12 protein-coding genes are annotated in these 12,389 nt (G+C 35.6%); 10 read left to right on the top strand and 2 right to left on the bottom strand.

What is annotated here, in order from left to right; all coding sequences use genetic code 11:
- Positions 1-41: 41 nt before the first annotated feature.
- Entirely contained in the window at positions 42-1,040 is a 999-nt protein-coding gene (locus tag NBX25_RS12380; protein ID WP_250253827.1) for a T9SS type A sorting domain-containing protein, read from the top strand.
- Positions 1,041-1,162: 122 nt separating this feature from the next.
- On the opposite strand, the gene NBX25_RS12375 is transcribed toward NBX25_RS12380, so the two are convergent.
- A complete protein-coding gene (locus tag NBX25_RS12375; RefSeq protein WP_250253826.1) occupies positions 1,163-3,247 on the bottom strand; it encodes a TonB-dependent receptor plug domain-containing protein in 2,085 nt (694 codons plus the stop codon).
- Positions 3,248-3,430: 183 nt separating this feature from the next.
- On the opposite strand from NBX25_RS12375, the gene NBX25_RS12370 reads away from it, so the two are divergent.
- From NBX25_RS12370 to NBX25_RS12350, 5 genes are all read left to right on the top strand, one after another.
- The gene (locus NBX25_RS12370) at positions 3,431-4,183 is read left to right on the top strand and encodes a DUF3575 domain-containing protein (RefSeq protein WP_228412741.1); all 753 of its coding nucleotides are present in this window, start codon (positions 3,431-3,433) and stop codon (positions 4,181-4,183) included.
- A 100-nt stretch (positions 4,184-4,283) separates the two neighbouring features.
- The gene (locus tag NBX25_RS12365) at positions 4,284-4,961 is read left to right on the top strand and encodes a response regulator transcription factor (protein WP_250253825.1); all 678 of its coding nucleotides are present in this window, start codon (positions 4,284-4,286) and stop codon (positions 4,959-4,961) included.
- Positions 4,958-6,238: a sensor histidine kinase gene (locus NBX25_RS12360; protein ID WP_250253824.1), complete on the top strand. Its 1,281-nt coding sequence runs from the start codon at positions 4,958-4,960 to the stop codon at positions 6,236-6,238. The genes NBX25_RS12365 and NBX25_RS12360 overlap by 4 nt, the downstream gene beginning before the upstream one ends.
- A gap of 91 nt (positions 6,239-6,329) precedes the next feature.
- Positions 6,330-7,742: a porin gene (locus tag NBX25_RS12355; protein ID WP_250253823.1), complete on the top strand. Its 1,413-nt coding sequence runs from the start codon at positions 6,330-6,332 to the stop codon at positions 7,740-7,742.
- Positions 7,743-7,763: 21 nt separating this feature from the next.
- On the top strand, positions 7,764-9,056 hold the full coding sequence (locus NBX25_RS12350) for an MFS transporter (RefSeq protein WP_123909999.1): 1,293 nt from the start codon (positions 7,764-7,766) through the stop codon (positions 9,054-9,056).
- A gap of 110 nt (positions 9,057-9,166) precedes the next feature.
- Here the strand turns inward: NBX25_RS12350 and NBX25_RS12345 are convergent, their stop codons facing one another.
- Positions 9,167-9,382 (bottom strand): hypothetical protein, encoded by a 216-nt coding sequence (locus NBX25_RS12345; protein ID WP_123909998.1) that lies wholly within the window; start codon positions 9,380-9,382, stop codon positions 9,167-9,169.
- A gap of 434 nt (positions 9,383-9,816) precedes the next feature.
- Between NBX25_RS12345 and NBX25_RS12340 the strand changes: the two genes are divergently transcribed.
- Genes NBX25_RS12340 through NBX25_RS12325 form a run of 4 tightly spaced genes read left to right on the top strand, consistent with a single transcriptional unit; the run spans position 9,817 to position 12,332 of the window.
- Entirely contained in the window at positions 9,817-10,668 is an 852-nt protein-coding gene (locus NBX25_RS12340; protein WP_250253822.1) for an alpha/beta fold hydrolase, read from the top strand.
- On the top strand, positions 10,668-11,138 hold the full coding sequence (locus NBX25_RS12335) for an RNA polymerase sigma factor (protein ID WP_250253821.1): 471 nt from the start codon (positions 10,668-10,670) through the stop codon (positions 11,136-11,138). Before NBX25_RS12340 ends, NBX25_RS12335 begins: the two co-directional genes overlap by 1 nt.
- Positions 11,128-11,721: a hypothetical protein gene (locus NBX25_RS12330; protein ID WP_250253820.1), complete on the top strand. Its 594-nt coding sequence runs from the start codon at positions 11,128-11,130 to the stop codon at positions 11,719-11,721. Before NBX25_RS12335 ends, NBX25_RS12330 begins: the two co-directional genes overlap by 11 nt.
- On the top strand, positions 11,718-12,332 hold the full coding sequence (locus NBX25_RS12325) for a class I SAM-dependent methyltransferase (protein WP_250253819.1): 615 nt from the start codon (positions 11,718-11,720) through the stop codon (positions 12,330-12,332). The genes NBX25_RS12330 and NBX25_RS12325 overlap by 4 nt, the downstream gene beginning before the upstream one ends.
- Positions 12,333-12,389 lie beyond the last annotated feature (57 nt).

Below are 12,389 nucleotides of genomic sequence, written 5' to 3'. Positions count from 1 at the left end.
TATTTCATCTTTTTAACTAACTTTAATAAAAAAAATTGACCATGAAAAAATCTATCCTTTTTCTGTTGGGAACTTCTGCAATGTTTTCAGCGCAGATCACGCTTACAAAAGCATCCCATGATCCTATTCTCAATGATATTGTCGATAATAAACTTGTTACCGGAACTGTGGATAACTCTGCAATCGGGGCCAACGTCGTCTTTTCAAACGGCAGTCTTACCTTGGGAACAGCTTTACCTATGAATTATACAGCACCAACCGGTACTGAGATTAGCACTTTTCCTGGGTCTACTATTAAAATGTCTGACGGAACCAATACTATATTTTATAAAGCTTCTCCTACAAAGCTAGAAATTACAGGAGTTATAAATCCACAAGTCACTTTAAATTTAAGTATGGATAACGGAACTTATATCAATTATCCCACCACCTTCGGGCCCGCACAGAATGATACTGCCAAAGGAACTTTCACCGCTTCTTTAGCCAGCGGAATATGCGTAGGTACCTTATCTACACAGGCTGATGCTTATGGCACATTGATTTTGAATGGCCAGACTTATAACAATGTCCTTAGGGTAAAATTTGTACAAAATTTTAATTTACACTTACCTATCGACATAACATTTACTAATCCTTTAGGCTCTGTTACCAATACCGCCTATTCGTATTATGATGCCACCCACAGATACCCGTTGCTTAGCGCTACTACCGTCAATTTATCAGTACCTGGATTAGGGATCAATCAGACGACTTCAAGTGCGGCAGCATTGAATATTACTACACTAGGAGTAAATAATATAATTAAAAAAGAAAACTTTAGCATATACCCTAATCCTGCACAGGATTTTATCAGGGTTAAAGGAAATACAGATCAGTATTCAAAAGCGAATATTTACAGCTTAGATGGAAAACTTATCAAAACAACTGATCTCAATTCCGGAAACATACAGATCTCAGAACTTCCACCAGCGTCCTATTTTATTGAAGTAAGTGGAAAAAATCATGAAACGAAAAAGAATATAAAATTTATCAAAAAATAACACTAAAAAACTCGTTCAAAGCTGATGAACGAGTTTTTTTAATCCTTTTGGTTGTAAAAAAAGTTCCTAAAGAATAGCGATATCTCTTTTTATACCTTTAAATAGCTTAGCTTCCTGCCTTTCTAAAAAGTAGCAGCCGGAGCTGTATCATTATTCAGTTTCTTCTGAATTTCTGTTTTCTTTCCTTTAGAAAAATCATAACTTAATCCCAGTACAAACATTGATTTATTGTTCATAATCTGGGTATGAATCTTATAATCCACCAGACTCTCAGATAAACTTTTTGTTTTATACTCCGAAGGCATGCCTATCCAGTACATCCCGGTAGAAAACGTCAGATTTTTATGTTTATAGCTGATAAAAATATTATTCTTGTTTTCATTCGTATTCAGAAAAGCTCCGCTAAGGCTATACGTCGGGATATTGAACTGATACTGAATAGAAAAATTTTTATACTCTGAAGCCAGCACAAAATTATTGCCGAGATAATCGTTTTTAATCACCGCTCCAGAACTTGTTTTCACCATTTCTGAAGTAGGAGTTAACACTACTTTCAGCACCAAAAAATTATTCCCAAAAGGTTTATAAGAACCTGTAAGCTGAACTCCATACTGCTGCGCATATTTTCCATTTTCATAAGTAAGCGCATATCCTCCAAATACATCATCCAATACATAATACTGATTAATAACCCGGTCGGTATAAGAATAGAATATATTGGCATTAAAATCAAAATACTTATTATTCAATGAATAGGTCAGGCTATTGGTCCATTTCTGCTGGGATGTAAGAAAAGGGTTCCCTTTTTGCACAATATTGGGGGCCAGCTGTACCACATTACTGCTGAGCGCATTACTCCATGGGCTTATGGGCTTATAGCTACTCGTAAAACGAAGGCTCTGATTGTTTTTAAGCTGATAAGCCAATACTACTTTGGGAGTAAAAGACCATTCATCAAAGGTATTTTCTGCACTTTTATTATGAATATTAGTCAGCCCTGCTCCGATACGATAGCTGAACTTATCTATTTTTCCTGCAAATTCAGTGTAAAAATATTGTTCCAGATAAGTGACCTTATATTGAGAATAGCCGGAAAGATTATTCAGATCATTGGCAATTGAAGATCTGGAGATACGATATCCTGACGAAAGTTTTCCTGCTGCAAAATCATGAACGTGTGCCAGTTCACCTACAAAACTTGTCTGCTTTGCCTTCAAAATCATATCATTCTCATACACAGAAAGACCGGTTCCTGTCACCCATTCTTTAGCGGTTTCCGAAGTATTGGTTGTATAGTCTGAGCCTACAACATTAATACTCAGCTCATCTTTTACTCCTAGTTTTTTAGAATAATAAAGATCCAGCTTAGGAATTACATAATCAGAACCATTATTTTTAAACATACTATGCTCTTCACCAGTATTATCGACCGTAAAAACACTTTGTCCTGTTCCTTTTGAAAACCGGCTGAAAATATCCATATTCAGCTTTGCCTGAAAAGCATAATCATCAGCAACCAAACGGGTATATCGTAATGCTACACTCTGAAAAGTATATCCAAAGTGATCTTTTCTGTCTTCATTAGAACGGTAATGCCGGCCATCCAATTGATAATCGTAGATACTGTTCACCCTTCTTTCTGTGTAATCCCTTAAGTTAATGGAATACTCAAAACCTATATCATTTTTACCCTTTGTATAATTAGCATAGGCAGATGCGTTAACAAAACCTGTATTCAATGCTGAAGATTCCTCTGCTCCAAAAACATAACCGGTTTCAGTAGATCTGGTCAGAATATTAACAACAGTATCTGATCTTGTTGCCCATCGTGCTGGTGGAATATCATAATACTCCACTTTTACCACTTCACCAGGAGCAATACTTCTGATCTGAAGGTCTGTAGCTTCAACTCCATTGATTAGAAATAAGGTAGTTCCCACTTTTGTACTCATGATCGTATTGGAAACCGGATCCAGCTGCAGTTCCGGAAGTGTACCCAGCAAATCCTTTGCATACCGTGCTTTTTCCAATGCTTCTTTATCAAAAGTATATACCGCTTTATCAGCAAACTGTTTCTTACGTTGTGCCTTTACAATGATTTCCTGCAGTTCTTTTGTCCCGGAAGAACTTAAGGTATCATTTTTTACTTCCTGTGAAAAAGCCAGAACTCCGGAAAGAAAGCAAATGGTATATATCGTTTTTTTCATGTCAGAATGGTTATACTTTTAGAACAATCTATTGGTACAATCCATTACATTCATTTTAATTTCAAAATAAAAAAACACCATTATCATTAAGAATTTTAATATTTTCTTCTACAAATCCAAATTATTATGTTAAATTCAGCCCGTTTTTTGCTGTTCTTTTTCTACACCTCAAAATATAAGATTATGAAAAAAGTAATCCTATTCATCCCATTCCTTCTGTTCGCTGTATTTCAGGCACAGGAGAACCAGAACGTTTCGAATGAAAAGATGAATATCATCAAGACGAATGTTACTGCTTATGCATTCAGGAATATCAACCTGTCTTACGAACGAGCTTTTAATCAATGGTTTTCCCTAAATATTGGCTTCGGAACCATGCCGGAAGGAAAAGTACCTTTTATTAACGCTTTCCTGAAAGATAATGATGAAAAAAGATTTGAAAATCTAAAGGTAAAAGCTACCAATTTCACCATTGAACCAAGATTTTATATTGGAAAAGGGTTCGGTAAAGGATTCTATTTTGCTCCGTATTACCGGTATTCTGATGTTTCTTCCAATACCTTTGATTTCTACTATGATTATAATGGTCCGAATGGTATCACCTATCAGATTCCATTGAAAGGCCAAGGAAATACTAAAGGAAATAGTGGAGGACTTATGGTAGGAGTACAGTTTTTCCTTACCCGAAGCCAGAATCTGGTACTGGATTTCTGGATTGCCGGAGCCCATTACGGAAGTGGAAAAGGTGATTTTACAATGACCTCCGATTATGTTCTTACTCCGGATATGCAGGCACAACTAAAAAAAGAAATAGAAAATCTGGATATTCCATTTGTGAAATACACAGTAGAAACCAATGCTAACGGAGCCAAAATAAAAGTAGATGGACCATGGGCCGGTTTCAGAAGCGGACTTTCTCTGGGATATAGATTTTAAGAATCGTAATAAAAATTCAAAATCATCACAAATTATTCTTTTGTGAACGGTTTTTTCTATCTTTAAACCAAATAATTGCTTATTTTGGATTAATACCGGTATGAAAATCCTTATCATAGAAGACCATAAAGAACTTGCAGCGAATACTATAGATTATCTCAAGAAAGAAGATTATGTCTGTGAAGTAGCCTCTACCGCAAAAGAGGCTTTAGAAAAAATTGAACTTTTTGAATATGATTGTATTCTTCTGGATCTTATGCTGCCTGATGGCAATGGACTGGAAATTTTAAGACAGATCAAAAATGATCTTCCACAGGCAAGTGTGATTATAGTTTCAGCAAAAAATTCGTTGGATACAAAATTGACCGGATTAGACGACGGGGCTGATGATTATATAACCAAACCTTTTTCTCTTCCTGAGCTTCATTCGAGAATCAAGGCTGTTTTGAGAAGAAAAACTCCTGAAACCAATCGCCTTCTCATTTTTAATGAAATTACAGTAGATCTGGAATCCAAAGAATGTAAAATTAATGGACAGCTAGTTAATTTTACTAAAAAAGAATTACACCTTCTGATCTATTTTATCAACAATCAAAACAGGATGCTTTCCAAGCAGGCGATTGCAAGCCATCTATGGGGAGATTACACCTACAGTGTTGATAATATAGACTTTGTTTACCAGCATTTAAAAAACCTACGCAAAAAAATTCTTGATGTGGGAGGACGGGATTATCTTCATACGGTGTACGGATTAGGCTATAAATGGATTGATCAATGAATTTAAGTTTCCGTTTTGCCAGAGCATTTACCACCTTGGTATTTTTTGTCCTTATTACCGGCTTTGCTATTCTTTATTTCGCTTTTGAAAGAGCAACTATGCAATCTGCCATTCTTAAGCTTGAAGATTTGAATGCATATGTAACTAACAAGCTAGAACAAGACCCAAACTACGATTATCTTACAGCACATCATCGGCAAACCCGTGTAAAAATTCTTCCCTCTACTTCCCAGAATACAAAGGAAAAAATTATTGAAGAAAAATATATCTGGAATAAAAGCATCCAGTCTTATATCAACAGGATTACGGTAATTACATATCCCGTAATTCACCAAAAAAAATACGCCATAACAAGTGTGCGGTACATTACGATTATTGAAAACAATTTCTTGATCAGTATCATTATGGTTGTCGCATGGATTATGGTCTTTCTTATTATCCTCACTATTATTGTGAGTGTTTTGGTTTCCAAAAAAATTCTTGAACCTTTTTATCACGCAATGGACGAAATCAAAAAATTCAGTTTGAAAGACAGCCGGTCCATGAATCTAATGAAAACCCAGACAGAGGAATTCAAATCATTGAATACCTTTCTCATAAAAATGTCCGAAAGCTCTAAAAAAGATTATCACCTGTTAGAAGAACTATCAGAAAATACTTCCCACGAACTGCAGACTCCTTTAGCTTCTATCAAAGGAAAAATAGAACTATTAATGGACAGTGAACTTTCGGAAAACCAGCTTATCACACTTTCTTCAATGAATGATGAACTGGACAGGCTCTCATCTATCAACCAGTCTCTTATCCTTTTGGCCAAACTGGACCACTTTGAAAAAAAAGATGTACACCTGATCAATTTTTCAGAATTACTGAGGGAAAGACTACATTACTTTGAAGACCTGTTTGAAATTCAAAACCTTACACTGACAAAAGAAATTCAGGAAGAGGTATTTATTGATTTTGATAAAAACCTGGCGACCATTGTTATCAATAATCTCATCAATAATTCTAAAAGACACAATATACATCATGGTAAAATTTCTGTAGTCCTCACAAAGACTTATTTACAGATTTCAAATACCGGAAATCCACCTACTGTTTCTACGGATGAATTATTTAAAAGATTCAGGCGTGGAAACCCCAATCAAAACTCTATTGGGATCGGATTGGCACTTGTAAGAAAGATTTTGGAGATTTATAATGATGAAATCTCTTATCATTTTGAGAACAACTTGCATACCATAAAAATCATTTTCTCAAAACAAACCCCTGATTAACAAGCAAAACGATAACGAAAGTTTAAATTTTATACAAACTTCAGAATTTCTTCAGAATTTATATCTTGTTTAGGAGCAAACAAAAGCACCTATGAAAAAATTGCTCATTATTTTCAGTGTAATGGTCATACAAAACATTTATAGCCAGGATACGGTTAATATCAAAAAGAATCCTATGGAAAATACTTCAGAGAAAAGCCCTCTGGAGGTTGGAGAGCTTAAAATAAAGCTCAATTCCAAAGGTGACCAATGGCTTAAATTTGGTATTTCCAGCCAGATCTGGCTTCGAAGTATCGAAAATAATCCAGGCACAAGCGTCAATGGAGTGCCGCAGGAACAAACTTATGATGCAGGAATCCGGAGAATGAGATTAACGATTCAGAGTCAACTGACTCCTTTTTATTCTGTTTTCTTACAAATGGGGATTAATAATCAGAATTTCATTTCAGGTGGAGGGACCGGAACCGGTAATAATGGCGCCGGAAAAAAAGCATCCTTTTTTTTCCATGATGCCTATAATGAATTGGCTATTATTCCAAGAAATAATTTTCAGACTGGAAAACCTAATAAAAATAATCTCTATCTGGGAGCGGGTCTGCATTCCTGGAATGGGGTGAGCCGTCTTACCAGTGCCAGCACAACCAAAATGCTTGCAGGAGATATTCCTATTTTCAATTTCCCATCCATTGAAATTGCAGATCAGTTTTCAAGGCAATTGGGAGTCTTCATCCATGGAGAGTTTGACAGACTTAACTATAGATTCAGCATCAATAAACCTTTTGCTACGAACTTAAAGCCAGTGGTTGGAGGGCCTGCAGTAGACAATAATCAAAGTGGAAAATTGTCTTATTCAGGATATGCCTTTTATCAGTTCTTTAATAAAGAAACTACCGTCACCTCTTTTTTACCAGGAAATAACCTTGCAGTGAAAAAAGTCCTGAATATAGGCGCTGGTTTCTATACAAGTAAAGATGCTACACAAAGCCAACCTTCAGAAAATACTTTTGAATCTCATCCCGCCAATATTTTTGGAGCTGACATTTATTCGGAAATACCTTTAGGTAATAAAAATAAAGAAATGGGACTCACGCTCTATTCGGTATACTACAATTATAATTATGGACCCAATTACCTAAGGATGAGCGGACTCCTTAATCCCGGAACTCCGGATCAGACATTTACCGGTCAGAGGGCATTAGAAGGAGCAGGAAATAACAGGGTTTTAATGGGAACAGGAAATATCTGGTTTTCACAGGCGGGCTTCGTTATTCCAAAATTCAGTAAGGTTTTAAAAATTCAGCCCTTCTTCAACTATGCCCTGAAAAATATGGAAGCCCTTAACCAAAGCGGAAGTTATTATGATATAGGTGCCAATTTCTATTTATATGGTCAAAATGCAAGAATTGTTGCTCAGTATAGCAGCCGACCCTTATATGATATCACATCTAAAACTATTTTTGACAGAAAAGGTGAATTTCTTCTGTCTCTGCAAATCGTACTTTAAAAAATTTAATATCTTACTCTTATGAATACTACCTCAATTACTACTGCCCAAAGAATCAAAGCCATTGTAGGCGGATCTATAGGAAATCTTGTTGAATGGTATGACTGGTATGCTTATGCTGCCTTTGCTATTTATTTCTCCAATTCCTTTTTCCCGGATTCTGATCTCAATGCTCAATTAATGAATACTGCAGGGATTTTCGCTGTCGGTTTTCTTATGCGTCCTATCGGAGGATGGCTATTTGGAAGTATAGCCGACAAAATCGGAAGAAAAAAAGCAATGACTCTTTCCGTACTGCTGATGTCGTTTGGTTCCCTTCTTATTGCCCTTACCCCAACTTATAAAACCATAGGTATCCTGGCTCCTATTCTACTTTTAATTGCAAGATTATTACAAGGCCTAAGTGTGGGTGGAGAGTATGGTGTTTCGGCTACTTATCTCAGTGAGATGGCAACGGAAGACAGAAGAGGTTTCTATTCAAGTTTTCAGTATGTTACTCTGATTGGCGGGCAGCTTATTGCATTAGGAATTCAACTGATTCTGCAAAAATTAATATTAACGGAAACCCAACTGGAAGAATGGGGCTGGAGAATTCCTTTCGTCATCGGAGCTATGCTTTCCATTATAGCGTTATATCTACGAGCTAATCTTCACGAAACGGAAGCTTTTGAAAATAAAAAAGATTTCAATGAAAAGAAAAAAGGAACCATTAAAGAGCTTCTTAAACATCCTAAAGCTTTGCTTACTGTGGTAGGTCTTACATTGGGAGGAACATTGGCATTTTATACCTATACCACCTATATGCAGAAATTTCTGGTAAATACAGTACATCTTAGCAAAGAACAGTCTACCTTAATTTCTTTTATCTCTTTATTTATATTTGCGTGTCTTCAGCCTGTTTTCGGAGGATTATCTGATAAAATAGGAAGACGTCCACTGCTTCTGGGATTTGGAGTTCTGGGAACTTTATGTACGGTTCCGCTTCTAACAGCACTCAGTACCACAACTTCAATGTGGGGTGCCTTTTTCCTTATTATGGCAGCACTCATCATTGTAAGTGGTTATACCTCCATTAATGCAGTGGTAAAGGCTGAACTTTTTCCGTCTGAGATCAGGGCGTTGGGGGTAGGTCTTCCTTACGCCATTACAGTAGCTATTTTCGGAGGAACTGCAGAATATATTGCTCTTTGGTTTAAAAAGATCGGTTCCGAAGAATATTTCTACTGGTATATTACTGGTTGTATCTTATTTTCTCTCATAGTGTATATCGGAATGAAGGACACTAAAAAGACGTCAACACTAGACAAAGATTAAAGGAGAGCTATGCTCAGGAACATTTTTCCGCTAATATTCTAACGTCTTCTATTCACGTTTGAACCTATAAAAAATCAGCGCCGCATATTTTCTGCGGCGCTGGTTATATTTTAATGATAAGCTTGTTTGAATTTTTCTATCATACTGTCCAGATTATGACGCTGAACATACACAGTCTTCACCTCTTCATATCGCGGCGATTTGTAGAAAACTTCATGAAAATCCATACTTCCATTTCCTACTTTTACTACTTTCTGTACTTCGATATTAAGTTTTTTTAGTTCGTCCTTAAAAACTTTAAATTCATCTTGAATATTATTACTCATTTATATTTTTTAGTTTTTAGTTAAAAATTCCATTTTTGTCTGCCTACCCCATCACTTCCCGGGGCAGCGACTTAAACTTTCAATAAATTTAATAATTTTTACCAATATAAATACTATTAAGTCATTATTTTTTAATTCTAAACACCCAAAACGTAAAAATTTAATTTATTTCATAACCACATTAATCACATACCAGAGAGGAAATACAGATAAACAGACCTAAACATCGTATGAATCATGATTTTTATCATATCTGTCTCTAAAAATCTAACCGTAGAGAAAGAATAATTATAAAATTTCAAATGGTATTTTTCCCTTATCATAACGGATTGCACAGAAGAGATAATCTTTTTTCAAAAAAAGTAAAAAAATAGTGTAACATTTTAAAAAAGCAGGTCTCTAAAAGACAAATAAACCTTAAAACTTTAGAAATCATGAAAAAATTTACATTCCTTCTTATCATCATGTTATTTTTTGCAGCAGTATGTAATATATTTGGTCAGGAAAAAACATACCCGTTTGAGGTAAAGAAAACCGGAAAGGGAAAACAGTCTTTAATTCTTATTCCCGGATTTGCTTCTTCAGGAGAGGTATGGAATGAAACAACTGCAAAGTTTGAAAAAGATTTCACCTGCTACACGTTAACCATGGCGGGATTTGCAGGAGCAAAACCTGATGCTGATGCCAGCTTCAAAGATTGGGAAAAGGGAATTGCAGCTTATATAAAGGCTTATAAAATTGAAAAACCTGTTATCATTGGACACAGTATGGGAGGCGGTCTTGCACTGGCCATCGCAGCAGATTATCCTGAGCTGGTAGGCAAAATTGTTATTGTGGATACTTTACCCTGCCTGGCTGCAATCTCTAATCCTAATTTTACATCCAAAGAAAACAACGATTGCTCATCAACCATTACTAAATTTACAACAATGACCGATGAAGACTTCCGTAAAATACAGACTCAGTCTATCCCTCGCCTTCTGGCAAATACTTCTATGCAGAGTACCGTCATTGACTGGAGCATGAAATCTGACAGAAAAACATTTGCCAAAATGTACTGCGATTTCTCTAATACTGATCTAAGGGAAACCATCAAAAATATACAATGTCCTTCTCTTATTCTTCTGGAATCTTATTTTGTATTTATGAAACCATCAATTGAAGCACAGTATACAAATCTTAAAAACGCCAATTTTCAATATTCCACAAAAGGACTTCATTTCATTATGTATGATGACAAAGAATGGTATTTTAATCAGCTCAATAACTTTTTATCTTCGAAATAATGGTATTTGAGGACATTTACGAACTCTACTGGCAAAAGATATTCCGTTTGTGTATGGGATATGTCAATGATACCGATCTAGCTCAGGATCTAGCTCAGGAAACCTTCATCATCGTATGGCAGCAGCTCCCGAAATTTAGAAATGAATCCAGCATCGGAACATGGATCTTCAGAATAGCTTCCAATAATTGTCTCCGACAGATTGAAAAGGAAAAAAGATTTTCAAAAACAGATCTCCCCGTCAATCTGGAAGAAAAAAAACAGGAATCTATGGAACCGCAAATACAATTACTCTATCAGTTTATTTCAGAGCTTCCGGAAACGGACAGAATTATTATATCTCTGGAACTGGAAGAAGTAAAGCAAGCGGAAATCGCTCAGATTACAGGGCTCTCGGAATCCAATATCCGGGTAAAAATTCATAGGATCAAAGAAAAATTAACACAAAAATTTAAGCACAATGGATACTAATATCGATTTTAAAAATATATGGAAACAACAGACTTCTCCAAAACCTAATATAGAAGAGCTCCTTAATAGACTGAAAAAGTTTAAAAATGAAAACCTTCGCAAACTGATTCTTACCAACCTCCTATTGATTGCAACCAGTTTATGCATTGCTTTTATATGGTATCGTTATCAGCCCCAGTTTACCAGTACAAAAATCGGGATTGTGCTTGTCATTCTGGCTATGGTTATTTTTCTGCTGGCTTACAACAGAATGTTTATGATTTTTTATAAAATTGACAATACCCAATCTAACAGTGAATATCTCCAGAATCTATATCTGGTTAAGAATAAACAAAAATTCATGCAAACCACTATGCTTAATCTGTATTTCATTATGTTGTTCCTAGGAATATGCCTGTACATGTATGAATATGCCCTAAAAATGTCACCCGTTTCTGCTATTTTAGTATATGCCGCAACTTTGATATGGATAGGTTTCAATTGGTTTTATATCAGACCTAAAACTATAAAGAAACAACAAGGAAAAGTTGACGAATTAATTAATAAATTTGAACAAATAAACAATCAATTAAAGGACTCATGAATTCTTCCACCAATAAAAACCACTGGGAAAATGTGTATGAAACTAAAAATCCTGACCAGGTAAGCTGGACACAGGAAAAACCTCAAACGTCCCTTGATTTTATTCATTCTTTCGGATTGGGAAAAGAAGCTAAAATCATAGACATTGGTGGTGGAGATAGTACTCTGGTTGATTTTCTTCTTGAAGAAGGTTATGAAAATATTACTGTATTGGATATTTCTGCCAAGGCTTTGGAAAAAGCAAAAGAGAGGCTCGGAGACCAGGCAGAAAAGGTAAAATGGATTGCTACAGACATTACAGCATTTGAACCCACTGAAACTTATGATATCTGGCATGACAGAGCGGCCTTCCATTTCTTAACAACTCCGGAGCAGATTTCAGCATATATTGATATTGCAGAGAAAAATATAAATAAATTTTTAGTTCTAGGAACCTTTTCCAAAAATGGACCAACCAAATGCAGCGGACTGGATATTCAGCAATATGATGAGGCTTCTCTTTCTGAAAAATTTATGGAAAGTTTCGATAAGATCCAATGTATTACAGAAGATCACACGACTCCTTTCGAAACCACTCAAAACTTTGTTTTCTGCAGTTTTAAAAAGCACTGACCCTTATTGTTTTTTTATTTATTTTTGGTGGAGAAAAACAACACTTAAATAAATAAC

The sequence above is a fragment of the Chryseobacterium sp. Marseille-Q3244 genome (assembly GCF_940807095.1).
Taxonomy (GTDB): Bacteria; Bacteroidota; Bacteroidia; order Flavobacteriales; family Weeksellaceae; genus Chryseobacterium.
This window is presented reverse-complemented; position numbering and strand designations above follow the sequence as displayed.